The sequence below is a fragment of the Nostoc mirabile CHAB5784 genome, assembly GCF_020829645.1.
GTDB lineage: Bacteria > Cyanobacteriota > Cyanobacteriia > Cyanobacteriales > Nostocaceae > Nostoc > Nostoc mirabile.
Genome location: NZ_JAIVFS010000047.1, coordinates 47,702 through 63,842 on the forward strand (window position 1 = coordinate 47,702; position 16,141 = coordinate 63,842).

Consider the following 16,141-nt stretch of genomic DNA (forward strand, 5'->3'; position numbering starts at 1 on the left):
CGTCTCTAAGAGTTGCAATCGCAAAGGTTTCGAGCATTTTATATTTCGTTACATAGTTAGGTTTATTTATGCCCACCTACTTAATCGAGAAACACAAAGTCTAGACACACAACAGATTGGTTGAAATTTCCAATTACTTAACTGAGGCGAGTTGAACATTTATGCAATTTTTTATTCGCTTCTTGAGTTCCCCTAATGGGCAAGAATGCCTGAACATCTGCAAATTTAGTAATACAGATGTATTTGTCTATATAAAACTTATGTTTTGTTTTTTAAATATACCAGGACTTACGCATTGACAAATTAGACAACAGGTGAATTCAGGAAAAAATAGAAAATATGCGATCGCTCTTTGGGAAAAACTTTTTAGTTTACTGTTACTCCAATTAACTTTGGTAGCTCGATTCTTTGTATACTTAATCTTGTTAATAAGTAGGAATTCTATACTATCAATGTAGTAACAGCATCAGTGTAGTAACATCTGATCGCTTTCTACTTTTGATGGGTTCAACGAGTAAAGTTGAACCCGATATTTTGTCGTAGTCTTTTTCAAAAATTAAACCGGATTCCGATATTCAATCTATAAGAATGCTTGTCTAAATTTCACAAAAGGAACAATATGCCAGGAAGTACATTAGCGACTGCTCAAAACATTGGTGTTCTCAAATCTTTTAAATACAATGATGCTGTAACCAATGCAAATCCACTTGATTACTATAAATTCTCCCTGAACGGCACAAATAATATTAGTTTGCTTTTGAGTGGAGTAACTCAATATTATGTGAATGCAGCCATCTATTACGATAGCAACAATGATGGATTGATTCAGAGTGGAGAAGAACTTTATTCTGATTATGCTAGAGACGGTCGAAACGCTCAAATTAGTACAACATTAGGAGCCGGGAATTACTATGTTGGAATTTCCGCAAACACCAACGTCAACTCCAACTATTCCCTACAGTTAGCAGCCACATCTACACCTGCTTCCATTGCTTCCAATCCGGGGAACACACTCAGCACTGCTTATAATATTGGCACTCTGACTGGTAGTCAAATTTTCAAAGAATTTGTTGGGAATGTAGACACAGTTGATTACTACAAATTCTCCCTGAACGGCACAAATAATATTAGTTTGCTTTTGAGTGGAGTAACTCAATATTATGTGAATGCAGCCATTTATTACGATAGCAACAATGATGGATTGATTCAGAGTGGAGAAGAACTTTATTCTGATTATGCTAGAGACGGTCGAAACGCTCAAGTTAGTACAACATTAGGAGCCGGGAATTACTATGTTGGAATTTCCGCAAACACCAACGTCAACTCCAACTATTCCCTACAGTTAGCAGCCACATCTACACCTGCTTCCATTGCTTCCAATCCGGGGAACACACTCAACACTGCTTATAATATTGGCACTCTGACTGGTAGTCAAATTTTCAAAGAATTTGTCGGGAATGTAGACACAGTTGATTACTACAAATTCTCCCTGAACGGCACAAATAATATTAGTTTGCTTTTGAGTGGAGTGACTCAATATTATGTGAATGCAGCCATCTATTACGATAGCAACAATGATGGATTGATTCAGAGTGGAGAAGAACTTTATTCTGATTATGCTAGAGACGGTCGAAACGCTCAAATTAGTACAACATTAGGAGCCGGGAATTACTATGTTGGAATTTCCGCAAACACCAACGTCAACTCCAACTATTCCCTACAGTTAGCAGCCACATCTACACCTGCTTCCATTGCTTCCAATCCGGGGAACACACTCAGCACTGCTTATAATATTGGCACTCTGACTGGTAGTCAAATTTTCAAAGAATTTGTCGGGAATGTAGACACAGTTGATTACTACAAATTCTCCCTGACAGGCACAAATAATATTAGTTTGCTTTTGAGTGGAGTAACTCAATATTATGTGAATGCAGCCATCTATTACGATAGCAACAATGATGGATTGATTCAGAGTGGAGAAGAACTTTATTCTGATTATGCTAGAGACGGTCGAAACGCTCAAATTAGTACAACATTAGGAGCCGGGAATTATTATGTTGGAATTTCCGCAAACACCAACGTCAACTCCAACTATTCTCTACAGTTAGTCAACATTACGAATCCTAACCCAAACATCACTCTCGCCGTAGGAAGTCCCCCTAGTGTCGCTGAAGACGGCACCACCAACCTAATTTACACCTTCACCCGCACCGGCAGCACCACCAATGCCTTAACCGTGAACTATGGCGTTGTTGGCACAGCTACCTTAAACACCGACTACACCCAAACAGGTGCAGCCAGCTTTACAGCTACCACCGGAACAATTACCTTTGCAGCCGGAAGTAGTACAAAAACCTTAACGATTGACCCGACAGCAGACACCACTGTTGAAAGTAATGAAACCGTTGCTATTACTCTAGCAGCAAGCACTCGTTACACCATCGGCACTACAACAGCCGTAACTGGAACTATTACTAATGACGATTCTGCTTCTATCAACATCAACCTTAGTAATAGCCAGACGATAAATGCAACGGGTGGCGCAGGCAATGATCGTCTCACTGGTAATGCACTGAATAACATTCTGATTGGCGGTGATGGAAATGACCAACTGCAAGGGTTAGCAGGAAATGACACCCTCCAGGGAGGCAATGGTAATGATATTCTCACTGGTGGAACTGGTGATGATTTACTTTGGGGAGGTAATGGTGACGATATTCTCACTGGTGGAGCCGGGAAGGATAAATATCTGTTCCAAAGTAGTGGGGTTTTTAGGACAAGCTTAGGTGTTGATTACATCACCGACTTTGAAGGGGGACAAGACCAGATTGTGCTGAGTAAAACCACCTTCAACGCTGTTACTAATACTGCAAGACAAGCTTTAACTGACTTTGGAGTTGTCGCTAACGATCAACTCGTGAACGCTAAGAATGCACATATTGTCTATAGTCAAAGTAGTGGCAGCTTATTCTATAATCAGGATAGCAATGTTCTGGGTACAGGAACAGTGTTTGAATTTGCTCGTTTAGGAAATCCTGATATTACTTTGAGTAGTAGCAATTTCAGTCTGATTGCCTAGTTTTTTAGCTATTAAGATGTAGAACAATTTTCGCTCTTTAGTTCCGATTCTAATTGAATTCGGAACTTTTTACCAATGGATTGCGATCGCTATCCCAAATCATCATCAAAGCTGAAACGCCGGTCTCATAATTTATTGCACTAATTTACCTGTGCCACGCTAGTAGGGTGCGTTAGCCGAGAGTACATCACCACATAAAGGTTTTGGTGCCGTACTCTCGGCGATAACGTTTATTGGTCAGATGTTACAAAACACAACAGGGTTGCATTAAGACAATAGGCAAAATCCACACCTGAAAGTATCCGGTTTTGCTCACTAGCTCTGAAGCTAGCTTGTTAAGTTAGAGAAGTGCTCAATTGCAAGCTCAATCTTTACTCACAACAATAATCATCAACAGTTGTAAAAACTATTGTCTTTAGGGTTTGCAGAAAAGTTTAATGCAAAGAAAAAAGTGGCTTTTAAGAACGGGGCTTGCGCTCCTAATTTTTATCATGGTTGTAGCGGCAAAATTTATGGATAAAACTCATCCCATCTCAGAACTTTATGTATTTGGGGATAGTCTTTCGGATACAGGGATGGTATTTCGGGCGACAGGAGGAATGTACCCACCTAATCCAACTTACTTTCAGGGGCGTTACTCGAATGGTCGGGTTTGGATTGAGTATCTTGGCGAAAGCCTCCATCTCTCCTCTAAGCAAACTCACAATTTTGCTTACGGAGGAGCAACTACTGGCAGTGTTGGCAACAGCTATGTACCTAGCTTGCTAAATCAAGTGCAGACGTTTACGCAGACACATCAACATACGAATCCAGATGCTTTGTATGTGCTATGGGCAGGCGCAAATGATTATTTGCAAGGGGTAAGCAGTGCAACTATTCCTGTTAAAAATGTGACGACGGCAATCAACTCTCTAACTGATGTGGGTGCTAAAAAGATTCTGGTTGCAAATTTACCAGATTTAGGACAGTTACCTGCCACTAGAAACAGTACGAATTCCGCGAACCTCAGTGCATTAACACAATCACATAATCAAGGCTTGAGGCGATCGCTCAAGGTACTAAGTCAACAGCATTCTGATCTGGAGATTGTGCAATTAGATGCTAACGCGCTGTATCGAGATGCGATTGCAAATCCGGCAGCCTTTAACTTTACCAATGTGAGCGGTCCATGTTTATCTGGCGATCGCACCTGCGGTAAACCAGACCAGTTTTTGTTCTGGGATGGCATTCATCCGACGGCTGCGGCTCATCGCATCATCGGCGAAACTGCTTTCTCAACCATTCAAGAGGCAGGGATGATTAATCCTCGTTCAATGTTGGTTCCCTAACTGAGTTGATCAGTTTTTGCAGGGATAAAATTATTTCTGTCAAAAATCTTTAGATTACAGCGTTTTTCATCTATTTGAACAACGATACTTTGTAGGGGCGCATAGCTAGCTGTGCGCCCCTACAGTATCAATAAGGTTCAGTTAAGCATTTTTTTTCTTCTCTCTGTTCCCTCTGTGCCTCTGCGGTTCGTTAAAAAAATTGACTTTGATAAAGAGTTTTAGCCTTAACTGAACCGTATTGCCTACAGTATGGTCGAACTAAAAATAACTATAAAATACGGTAAGCTTTAAGAATTACCGTAGATTTCTCTAACACAACGCTCAAATAGTATATTACTTTCTTATATAATTCTTTCCTTCTGCCTCCTGCCCCCTGCCTCCTGCCTTCTCTTAATAACTGCTTATGTCTGAACAATATCGTTTTGAAACCTTGCAAGTTCATGCTGGACAAGAACCGGCTCCCGGAACTAATGCTCGTGCTGTACCAATTTACCAAACGACTTCCTACGTTTTTGACGACGCCGATCACGGAGCGCGGTTATTTGCTCTCCAGGAATTTGGTAACATTTATACCCGGATCATGAACCCGACGACGGATGTATTTGAAAAGCGAATTGCTGCTTTAGAAGGGGGTGTAGCAGCATTAGCAACAGCTAGTGGTCAAGCGGCGCAATTCTTGGCAATCAGTACCATTGCTCAGGCTGGGGATAATATTGTTTCCACTAGTTTTTTGTATGGGGGAACATATAACCAGTTTAAAGTATCCCTACCACGTTTAGGTATTAACGTCAAGTTTGCCCTGGGAGATGATCCAGAAAGTTTCCGTCAGGCGATCGACGATCGCACCAAAGCGTTATACGTTGAAACTATTGGCAATCCTCAATTCAACATTCCCGACTTTGCCGCATTAGCTCACATTGCCCACGAAAACGGCATACCTTTAATTGTGGATAATACCTTCGGTGCTGGTGGGTATTTAGCTCGACCCATTGAACATGGTGCAGATGTTGTAGTAGAATCTGCAACTAAATGGATTGGTGGGCATGGTACTTCCATTGGTGGCGTAATTGTCGATTCTGGTAAATTTGACTGGGGTAACGGTAAATTTCCCCTGTTTACTGAGCCAGCACCCGGTTATCATGGGCTGAATTTTCAAGAAGTGTTTGGCCCTAGTGGTTCCTTTGGTAACATTGCCTTTATTATCCGCGCCAGAGTCGAGGGTTTGCGGGATTTTGGCCCGTCCTTGAGTCCATTTAACGCCTTTCTTTTGCTGCAAGGATTAGAGACTCTTTCCTTACGTGTAGATCGGCATGTGAGCAATGCCCTAGAATTAGCTCGGTGGTTAGAGCAACAAGAGCAAGTATTATGGGTTAATTATCCGGGACTTCCTAATCACCCTTATCATGAACGAGCGAAGAAATATCTCCGGCATGGCTTTGGGGGAGTTTTAAACTTTGGCATCAAAGGTGGATTGGAGGCAGGTAAAGCTTTTATTAATCATGTAAAATTGGCGAGTCATTTAGCAAATGTTGGTGATGCTAAAACCCTCGTTATTCATCCCGCTTCCACAACCCATCAACAGCTAAGTGATGACGAACAGCTTTCAGCAGGTGTGACACCTGATTTAGTGCGGGTATCAGTGGGAATTGAACATATCGACGATATCAAAGAGGATTTCCAGCAGGCATTCCGGCAAGTTAGGAGTTAATAAATGGGGAATGGGGAATGGGGAATGGGGAATGGAGCATGGGGCATTGGTTATTAATTCTTCTCCTCCACTCCTAACTCCTAACTCCTAACTCTTAACTCCTAACTCCCCACTCCCCACTCCCCACTCCCTATGATCTACTCAGACTTCATTTCACCGCAAACCCAGTTTTACCAGCTGACAGTGCCATTTCAACTGGAAGGGGGCGAAACATTAACTGGGGTTCAGGTTGCTTATCGCACCTGGGGACAGTTAAATGCCCAAGGCGATAATGGGGTACTGATTTGTCATGCGTTAACTGGTTCGGCTGATGCAGATGATTGGTGGGAACCTTTGTTTGGTTCAGGGAAAGCTTTCAATCCAGAACACGATTTTATTGTGTGCAGCAACATCTTGGGAAGTTGTTACGGCACAACCGGGCCAACTAGTATCAATCCCATAACGGGAAACCCTTATGGCGTAACCTTCCCTGAGATTACAATCCGAGATATGGTTCACCTGCAAGCTGTACTACTAGAATACCTGGGTGTTCAATCTCTGCGGTTAGTAATTGGCGGATCACTCGGTGGAATGCAAGCACTAGAGTGGGCGTTATTATATCCAGAAAAGGTGAAAGCGATTGCACCCATTGCTGTTTCTGGAAGACATTCAGCTTGGTGTATTGGATTAAGTGAAACCCAAAGACAGGCAATTTACGCCGATCCAAACTGGCAAGGAGGGAACTACACCCAGGATGCGCCCCCAAACCAAGGACTCGCAGTTGCACGGATGATGGCGATGTCTACTTACCGTTCTTGGGATAGTTTTACAATTCGCTTTGGGCGGCAGTATGATGCATCTGAGCAGTTTGCTATAGCCAGTTACTTACAGCATCAAGGTCAAAAGCTGACAGAACGATTTGATGCCAACACTTACATTACCCTCACCCATGTAATGGATCGCCATGATGTTGCACGCGATCGCACAGTTCCTAATTTATCAGATTATGAATCTGTTCTGCGAAGCATCCAGCAACCGACTTTAGTTGTTGCAATTGATTCTGACATCCTCTATCCTCCAGTAGAACAACAAGAATTGGCAAATTTAATCCCTAATGCTCAACTGGCTTGGCTGAAATCAACCCACGGACATGATGCATTTTTAATTGACATGGATGCATTGAATGAAATACTAATCTCTTTTCAGCAAAGTTTAGATTTCCCAGCCTCCTAACTCGACGTATTCAGAAAAAAGCTAGGGCGTGTTTTCAAAGTCTTAGATCCCCCCAACCCCCCCTTAAAAAGGGGGGCAAAGAGTCTCTTAAAGTCCCCCTTTTTAAGGGGGATTTAGGGGGATCTAAAAAGTTATGGCGCAAAACGAGTAGTTTGAAAACACGCCCTATACTTTCCAAGTTCTGAGCATGAAGTTCCGAGATAACAAAGCTCTCGTTAGCTATATTTACTCGATCTGTTGCAGATTACTAATTGTAAAGAATATTGTATCATCAGTTCTTTGCTTATCATAATCAATGTTAATTTGAGTAGGATAGCCAAGTGTCGGGTTATATTGTACAGTCAAGTTGTCTGCTTTTTTAATGAACGCATTTCTAATGATATTAAATAGTTTAGGGATTGTATTATATTTTTCAAATAAAGCTGTATCTACTGGGTTTTTACCATATTTATAAGTAATGGAAGTTGTGACTCCATTACGTACTTCAATAATCACTGGTTCTGTGGATTTGGGGAAACAAAAGCAACTTCTAGTAAATTCATAGCGATAGTTAGAGATTTTTTTCTGTCTCCATAATCGGTGATTAATCTTAAATTGTTCTAAGGCAAAATTATTAGACGCTGGTTTTTGGGCTACCTGTATAGGAGGTTGAGATATTACAGGTGTACTCAAACCCAAAGATGCCACTAAAATGGCACTAATTGCAATTGGTAAACGCATATAAATCCATCTTTAACTCTAATTGCTTATACCAATTCTGCATGAAGATGCACATAATAAGACCCCCCTGTAGTCCCCCCTTGATAAGGGGGGACGGCATAGCCGGGGGGTAAATATATGCAGCTTCACAAAGAAACGGTATTAGTAGTTTAACGTGCTTAAAGGTGATTGCCAAAAAACTGAAATTATTTTTGACATTCATCCATAGCCTAGTTTTACTCATCTAAACGGACTGCGATCGCATTCAGCAATGACTCAAATCCTGATTCGCTGTGAATATCAGGGGTGAGCGTGTTCATATCTTGAAGGATATCTACCAGTCTATCAATAGTGGCTCTAATTTCTGTATATTCGTCGATTGACCTTGTTAGGCTTGGCACGTTTGCAGAAGAAGACAATAGTTTGATTTTTGCTTCTAGTTTTTGAATTTCTCCTTCCCAATGGATTATGTAGTCAGCGCGTTCAATAGGTTCATATATATTTGCATCTGATAACACAATAGGGAAAATTCGATCATAAAATTCACCATTTTTAGCAATTTGCACTAGCTCAAACATGCAATTGGGAGACTTTAAATACTTGTCACTAATAACTGCGATCGCACATTTACCGCGTCCAATCCGTTCCATAAAGGCTTTAATTTGTCCTTTGTAGCCCAAATCGCGTTTATCACGGATGATTTTGATTCCTTTAGCCTGGAAAGTCTCATCCAGTTTATTGACAAATTGCTCACTTTCTCCACCCCAAGCATAGGAAATGAAGATTTCTTTGCTATCTGCTAACCGATGCGTCAACAATTCATTTTTCTCTTGCTCCAGTTCGCTTTGCAACGGTGTAACTTTGGGGTTGATTTCCCCATCTGCTCTATCGGGTTGTAACATAACATCATCGATTAACTTGCGGACATCTACCATTTTATAGCTTTTCCTACATTGAATCTGGTAAGCACTATTATTTAGAAACTCACGCAGCTCGTTTAGAGGATAACTATAAGAAGTCTGGCTTCCTTCACATTTTTCGCAATTACAAGGAACTAAAGTTTGATATTGCAAACGTTCGTAAGAGTTGTGGATTTTTTCGAGTTCATGGGTGATGACTGCCATCAATTCTTTTGTACGGTTTCCGGCTACACAGATTTTAATTTCTCGTTGATTGTAGTTTTCAATGATTTCAGCACGAGTTTGGTCTTTGTTGAGAACAACACCGCTTTTCCAAACGAGTTTTTGCTGTTCAATCCAAGGGTGTGTCTCGACAATAAAGCGGGTGAGGATGCCTTTGGGCATGAATGTATAGGTGTAGCGCAGGATCAGGTTGTGGGGATCTTCCCAGGTATAATCAGCTTTTTCAATGGAAAGCAATTGCGGGGCAATATAAGTGCCTGGACGATCGCGGATTTCGTAGCAAAGCTTGAACTGCATCATTAATTGCAGGAGTTCATCTCGCATATCTGCATATTCGCCGTCTTGCCAAATATTTTTCAGGTCGTCTTTGGTAAAACAACCAAGATTTTCCTTGACAGTTTGATTATCCAAAACTTTGTAAACGGCAGTTGTCGCCCATTCAGGTTTGAGGATGACGTAGTGTTTGAGTGTAGAATCGTCTTGAAAATGGAGGCAAACGCCGAGGTCGTGGAGATAGCTACTCAAGCGCAGCATGTCTTTACGGTCAGTTAAATTATTGACTCGACAAAGGTTAAAGTATTCTTCAACGCTGATGTAATTTCGGGAATTGTTTTCTAGGACGGCTCTGACTCTTACCCAGAGTTTTGGTAGAGGTGTACCAACGTGGTCAAGATTACTGATGTAAAGCTGAATCGCGTCTTTAATCTCGGCTAAACCGCGATTAGTTTCTAAATTCGTTGCCAGAATTTTCTCCAGATTGCTGAATTCTCCTCGTAACTGCCCTTCATTGACTTCGCACTGACGGTTTTGTTTTTCGTTTTTGATGATCAGAACTGGGCTTTTGTCGCTCAAGAGTTCGACAACTTTCAGCCACCAGTAAAAATCAGTGTTTTCTTTGCGAGTGTCGGCAACTAAGGCATAGAGAGAACGCTTGCTGAGGAAAAACTGATGGGTTTGGTGGTAGATTTCCTGACCGCCAAAATCCCAGATGTTGACGCGAAAATCTTTGCCATTGGGCTGTGTAAAGTGCCACCGGATCACCTCAATGCCTTCGGTTGATTTCTCTTCTGGCTGGAGTTTATAGGTTTCGTCTTTGATTTTCTTGGCTAAAGAGGTTTTACCGGCTCCTCCTTCGCCAACAATCAAGAATTTTGCTTCGTAGAAGGGTTCGGTTTCGGTTGGATCTTGCACCCGAAAATAGAAATTGAGAATTTCATCCACATCACCTGGAGCTAAAATCTCAGGTGGAATGGGGAGTGGATTTCTACGAAGTTGCAGTGATTCCAGGTTGGCGAGTTGGACAATTTCCGGTGGCAGACTGCTTAGTTGATTGTCGTTGAGGTAAAGCGTTTGCAGGTTGGTGAGTTGGACAATTTCCGGTGGCAGACTGCTCAGTTGATTACTGCTGAGGTTAAGCCATTGCAGATTGGTGAGTTGGACAATTTCCTTTGACAGAGTGCTCAGTTGATTGCCGCTAAGATGGAGCCATTGGAGATTAGTGAGTTTTCCAAATTTTGCTGGCAGACTGCTCAATTGATTGTTGTCGAGATAGAGAATTTGCAGGTTGGTGAGTTTTCCAAATTCCGCTGGCAGGCTGCTCAATTGATTGCTGCGGAGATTGAGCGATTGCAGGTTGGTGAGTTGGCCAATTTCCGGTGGCAGACTGCTCAGTTGATTACCGTCGAGGTAGAGGGTTTGCAGGTTGGTGAGTTGGCCAATTTCCGGTGGCAGCGTTGTTAAGCGTTTGCCAGAAAGGTCTAATTCTGTCACCTTGTCTTTGATAGCTTGTTCAATAATTTGCAGCAGTTCTTCGTTAGTCATTTCGGGTTTTTATAGAGGCGATGCCTGACGACGAGTTGCTGCTTGGACGCGCAGCAGAAAAATTGACCTAATTAATAATGTAGCCTGTATCAAGGATTGCATTGAGGCAATGTGCGTTAGCGTAGCTCCTCGTAGACATCATTGCAGACTCCTGCCCGTCTAAGCTCGATCTCAGGTTTTGTCGTTACCGACATTTTTGTAACAGTCAAAGTGTCGCGCTGACGAACATCCCGCCAAGAAATAAATTTCTTGGCTAAGAGCTACTGTCCACTGAAGTGGACTGAAATTTTTACTTTTACAGAGTATAGCTATCTACATTGCTTAAAATCTTATATAGCGGTTCCCATTCAGATGCGGTACAACATTATATCGCCAGGTGTAGGGGCACGGCAGTGCCCATTGGTGTCAACTTAAGCTTAGAACCATACAGCGTAAGTCTTTGGGGTTCTCTCTATTAGCACCCTAAACTTTTGATCCCCCCTAACCCCCCTTAAAAAGGGGGGAATTAGAATCGAGTGCCCCCAATTTATCGGGGGTTGGGGGATCTAAAACTACGGAAAATTGAGTGTTTGGGCTTAAGTTGACACGTATGGGCAGTGCCGTGCCCTTACCGATGTACCTCACATAAACGAGAACCGCTATATTTAGTCCTCTTGAGAGGACTTTAGCTATAAGCCTGGGAATTTATTCCAAGGCGGGATGGCAACGAAGCAGAAGATTTATGCAGAAGATTTATAAATATGTTGGTAATGATAAGCCCCTACCCGTCTACGCTCCATCTCAAAACCTCATCATTCCACCTCTGAACTCGGAAGTTGCACCTTTTTACACCAATTGTCGAGCAAAAAGAGCAATCGCTCCACTTCTGAACTCAAATTGTCGAGCAAAAAGGGCGATCGTTCCACCTCTGAACTCAAATTGTCGAGCAAAAAGGGTGATCGCTCCACCTCTGAACTCAAATTGTCGAGCAAAAAGGGCGATCGCTCCACCTCTGAACATGAATTGTCGAGTAAAAAGAGCGATCGCTCCACCTCTGAACTCGGAAGTTGCACCTTTCTACACCAATTGTCGAGCAAAAAGGGCGATCGCTCCACTTCTGAACTCGAAGCTTGCACCTTTTTACACCAATTGTCAAGCAAAAAGGGTGATCGCTCTACCTCTGAACTCAAATTGTCGAGCAAAAAGGGTGATCGTTCCACTTCTTAACACGAACTGTCGAGCAAAAAGGGCGATCGCTCCACCTCTGAACTCAAATTGTCGAGCAAAAAGAGCGATCGCTCTACTGGCGTGGCAAGCTTAAAATAGTGCATTAAATGTAGACGTAGGTTGGGTGGAGCGGAGCGCAACCCAACATATATCAGGATGTTGGGTTACGCAAAGCCTCCACCCAACCTACAATTTTTTTGCAACATCTTAGCCTTGCTACGCCACTACCTCTGAACTCAAATTGTCGAGCAAAAAGGGCGTAGGCGTAGCCCGTCGTAGACATCGCTCCACTTCTGAACTCAAATTGTCGAGTAAAAAGGGCGTAGGCGTAACCTGTCAGAGACATCCCTTGCAACCATCACCATAAAAGAGATCAAATTTCTTGAGTCTGCGTAGGCGGACTTCCTTTGTATAGCCGCCATTTCTAATCGCCGGATATATTTGCTTCAAATAATAGGTCTGAACGCGGCAAAATATCTAACTTTTTGTATTTGATTTTAATATTGTTGTGTAATCCTATGTAACTTGATGGCTATAGCTTTCCACATTGTCCAGCTTCTATCCAATATTCCTGTGTATAAATATGCCAGAAACTAACTCAAGTCCTCATACACATACAAACACATCAACCAAAGCTGATACCTTAGCTGCATCTGTTATCTCCTCTTCTAATCCTCAAGAAATCTACGATGTTGTAGTGGTTGGCGCTGGCCCTATTGGGTTAGCAACTGCCATTGGCTTACGTAAACGTGGTATTGAAAATGTCCTTGTCATCGATCAAACTCGTGCCTTTCGTCAAATTGGACAAACAGTGGATCTTCTCCCTAATGGATTACAAGCTCTCAAATATTTAGATCCTAACGCTTACGAGGAAGTCAAAAAAACTGGACTGGGTTTATTTAATGTCCAGCAGTCTAATGACCAAAAAACTGTCGAACCTACCCAAGGGCAACAACCTCCAAAGACATCACCGCAATGGGTTTACAAAGATTTACAGGGGCAGATAATTCGGTCAATTTCGCTTAGTTTCGATGACTGGTTTAAAGATTATGGCGAGGGACGAGTGTCAATTTCTTGGTACAATTTGCAGACAACCCTCAGAGAGCTACTTCCACAAGACCGAGTTAAAGCTAATCACCGTTGTATTAATGTTGTGAATGAGCCTGAAAAAAGTTGTGTCCGCATAGATTGTGTATCTGACACACGAATAGAAGCCAACCCTTATGCATATTGGACAGATGGGCAGAAAGATAATGATATGCAGCCCCAAAACTTAGATATTGCCCCCCAAGAATTAGCAACAAAATCGATTAGAGCTAAACTAATTGTTGCAGCAGACGGGATTAATTCTACAGTTCGTAGGCTGCTTTACACAGATAGTCAATACCATGATTTTGCCCGACCTGAATACTCTGGGTTTGCAGCTATATTGTGTAGGGAAATAGCTGAGATACCAAAGGAACTAAGGACGAAACTAGAAGAAGATTTCTTTGAATATTCACCAGTTATAACAATCACTAATGAAGAGAAAGCTGGAAATTCTGTTTGTATAAATAACATCAGGATGATTTTATTTCGCAGACCAACTGGTGAACTTGGGTACGTAATCCATCTTGCTTTGCCTTTAGACTCATTGCAAGGAAAATCTGAAAGTTCTTTAATTGACTTAGCTTTGCACGATTTGGAGAAAGCAGGCTTTCCTGATGCGCTCAAACAATTAGTGCGTATATCTCCTCCTGCTAACATGCAGCAGCGTCCATACTACGTTCACCCTGCTACCATTTCGGATTCTCTACAAGTTTCTAACCCAACTGATCTCAATACTGAAGCAGATCCTGCGAAAATTCCACCAGCCTGGAGTGTAGGGCGAATCGTATTAGTTGGCGATGCAGCACATGGAATGCCTCCCTTCATGGCTCAAGGAGCTAATCAAGGTTTTGAAGATGCACTAATAATTACAACACTCATCGCTAAAATTGCTGAGAATAATAACTGGGATGATCTGCAAACTATAGCCAAAGCCTTCGAGAAATATGAGTGTCTTCGTCGCCCATTGATAGCATACGTGCAACAGGCAACATTAAAGCGATCGCCCCACTCCTCAGACAATGAGTGGCAGGAGTACAGCCAACAGATGTATTGCCGCAATTTCGACCAAGTAATAGAGGCGCTGTAGTTTACCGTCTGTGAAAAATTTTTATTAAAATGCAGATGTCCACTAGGCGGCGTGCTGTCTATCCACGTAAATCCACAAGATAATCGATGAGTAATCAACTACAAGACTACAATCCTAGCGGCATAGGTGAAGTAAATGGCAACCTCTTAGGTTTGCCCTGCGATTATGAGTCGGCAAACCTGATTGTCTTTGGTGTGCCGTGGGAAGTCACTGTTTCCTATGGCGCAGGCACAGCTAATGGCCCACAGCGAATTCTCGATGCTTCGACTCAACTGGATTTGTTCGATTTTGATAACCCTGATGGTTGGAAGCAGGGAATTTTCATGGTGGAAATTCCCCAAGATATTTTAGAGAAGAATACATATTACCGCGCCTTGGCAGCACAAATTATTGAGCGATTAGCCCAAGGTAAACAACTCTCAGATACATCAGATTTAACACCTGTCCTCACAGAAATTAATCAAGTTTGTCAACAGGTAAATCAATGGCTGTTTGAAAATTGTCAAGAAGCAATTAACAAGGGTAAGCGAGTTGCAGTTATTGGAGGAGATCACAGTTCGCCGTTAGGTTATTTCCAAGCATTAGCGGCTAAGTACGCAAACTATGGCATTTTGCACATTGATGCCCACGCAGATTTACGTGATGCTTATGAGGGATTTGAGTTTTCTCATGCGTCTATTATGTTTAATGCGATGAAAATACCGCAAATATCCAAGCTAGTGCAAGTGGCTTTGCGTGATATTAGTCATGATGAAGTGCAAATGATTGACCAATCTAATAGTCGCATTATTGCCTATTATGACCCAGCCATTAAACAAAAGCTTTACTCTGGTACAACTTGGATTGATTTATGCCGAGAAATTATCAGTCATTTACCTGAGTATGTTTACATTAGCTTTGATGCAGATGGTCTAGATCCAAAACTCTGTCCGAGTACAGGTACTCCTGTTCCAGGTGGGTTGGAATTAGAGCAAACATTTTGTCTGTTCCGGGAATTAGTTAATAGTGGGAGAAAAATTATTGGCTTTGATATCTGCGAAGTCGGTGATGGTGAGTGGGATGGTAATGTTGGGGCGCGGGTAGTTTACAAGCTGGCGAATTTGATGGATTTATCTCAGCAGAAATAGGACTTATATCATGTCCGCAAAATTACCCATAAAAAAAGAACCCCACCCCCAACCCCTCCCCGCCTGCGGGGAGGGGAGACAAAGCGACGATTGTCGGGGTGGGGTTCTTGAGGTTTAGTAACTAATCAAGCGGACATGATATTACGCATTGACAAGAAATACCAAATATAGCTCAAGTTTAAAAACCATATCTTTCGTAAGGGCTAAACATTGTTTAGCCCCTACAGCATGGTCTATTTCCGATCGCAGGATAATTAAGAAAAGCCTGAAAAAACCTATTTTAGGTAATTCACATCACGATGCATTTGTACAGTGCGTAAGTCCTAAGAGTATAGCTATCTACATCGCTTCCAAAAATCTTCTATTTAGTCCTCTTCAGAGGACTTTAGCTATAAGCAAGAGGAATTTATTCCAAGGCGAGATGGCAACGAAGCGGAAGATTTATAAAGATGTTGCTAATGACCAAATAATTACTAATTCGTAATTCGTAATTCGTAATTTATGGTTTCAAGCTCCTTAATTTAACGTGAGTTCGATGGAACTAAAAAATCGCAGGAGGTAGAGCAGGTAAATCTTTCGGGGAAATGTCAATACCAGGTTTTTTGGGTAAATAGGTGTAGGCGGTTAAACCAGCTATCAAGTT

Annotated in this window: 9 protein-coding genes and 1 pseudogene; 7 read left to right on the plus strand and 3 right to left on the minus strand. The window is 42.1% G+C overall.

The features are described 5' to 3' along the window. Positions 1-619 precede the first annotated feature (619 nt). The 4 genes from LC653_RS46360 to metX all read left to right on the plus strand — a co-directional run bounded on the left by LC653_RS46360 (position 620) and on the right by metX (position 7,327). Positions 620-3,079, plus strand: coding sequence for a calcium-binding protein (locus LC653_RS46360; protein WP_267923172.1), 2,460 nt, complete (start codon positions 620-622; stop codon positions 3,077-3,079). A gap of 512 nt (positions 3,080-3,591) precedes the next feature. Next, positions 3,592-4,407, plus strand: a complete 816-nt coding sequence (locus tag LC653_RS25515) for an SGNH/GDSL hydrolase family protein (RefSeq protein WP_229497505.1) — start codon at positions 3,592-3,594, stop codon at positions 4,405-4,407. Positions 4,408-4,810: 403 nt separating this feature from the next. Next, positions 4,811-6,115 carry an O-acetylhomoserine aminocarboxypropyltransferase/cysteine synthase family protein gene (locus tag LC653_RS25520; protein ID WP_229497506.1) on the plus strand — a complete coding sequence of 435 codons (1,305 nt, stop codon included), beginning with the start codon at positions 4,811-4,813 and terminating at the stop codon, positions 6,113-6,115. 132 nt (positions 6,116-6,247) lie between these two features. After that, the gene (gene metX / locus LC653_RS25525; protein WP_229497507.1) at positions 6,248-7,327 is read left to right on the plus strand and encodes a homoserine O-acetyltransferase MetX; all 1,080 of its coding nucleotides are present in this window, start codon (positions 6,248-6,250) and stop codon (positions 7,325-7,327) included. A gap of 225 nt (positions 7,328-7,552) precedes the next feature. Here the strand turns inward: metX and LC653_RS25530 are convergent, their stop codons facing one another. Both LC653_RS25530 and LC653_RS25535 read right to left on the minus strand, forming a co-directional pair. Next, positions 7,553-8,047, minus strand: coding sequence for a DUF6174 domain-containing protein (locus LC653_RS25530; RefSeq protein ID WP_229497508.1), 495 nt, complete (start codon positions 8,045-8,047; stop codon positions 7,553-7,555). 215 nt (positions 8,048-8,262) lie between these two features. Then, positions 8,263-10,989 carry a COR domain-containing protein gene (locus tag LC653_RS25535; protein ID WP_229497509.1) on the minus strand — a complete coding sequence of 909 codons (2,727 nt, stop codon included), beginning with the start codon at positions 10,987-10,989 and terminating at the stop codon, positions 8,263-8,265. 721 nt (positions 10,990-11,710) lie between these two features. Between LC653_RS25535 and LC653_RS25540 the strand changes: the two genes are divergently transcribed. The 3 genes from LC653_RS25540 to speB all read left to right on the plus strand — a co-directional run bounded on the left by LC653_RS25540 (position 11,711) and on the right by speB (position 15,498). Further along, the gene (locus LC653_RS25540) at positions 11,711-12,289 is read left to right on the plus strand and encodes a hypothetical protein (protein ID WP_229497510.1); all 579 of its coding nucleotides are present in this window, start codon (positions 11,711-11,713) and stop codon (positions 12,287-12,289) included. Positions 12,290-12,778: 489 nt separating this feature from the next. Further along, positions 12,779-14,371, plus strand: a complete 1,593-nt coding sequence (locus LC653_RS25545) for an FAD-dependent oxidoreductase (RefSeq protein ID WP_229497511.1) — start codon at positions 12,779-12,781, stop codon at positions 14,369-14,371. Positions 14,372-14,457: 86 nt separating this feature from the next. Next, a complete protein-coding gene (gene speB / locus LC653_RS25550) occupies positions 14,458-15,498 on the plus strand; it encodes an agmatinase SpeB (RefSeq protein WP_229497512.1) in 1,041 nt (346 codons plus the stop codon). 541 nt (positions 15,499-16,039) lie between these two features. On the opposite strand, the pseudogene LC653_RS47975 reads toward speB, so the two are convergent. Beyond that, positions 16,040-16,141: pseudogene (locus LC653_RS47975) on the minus strand (IS982 family transposase); the annotation flags it as partial.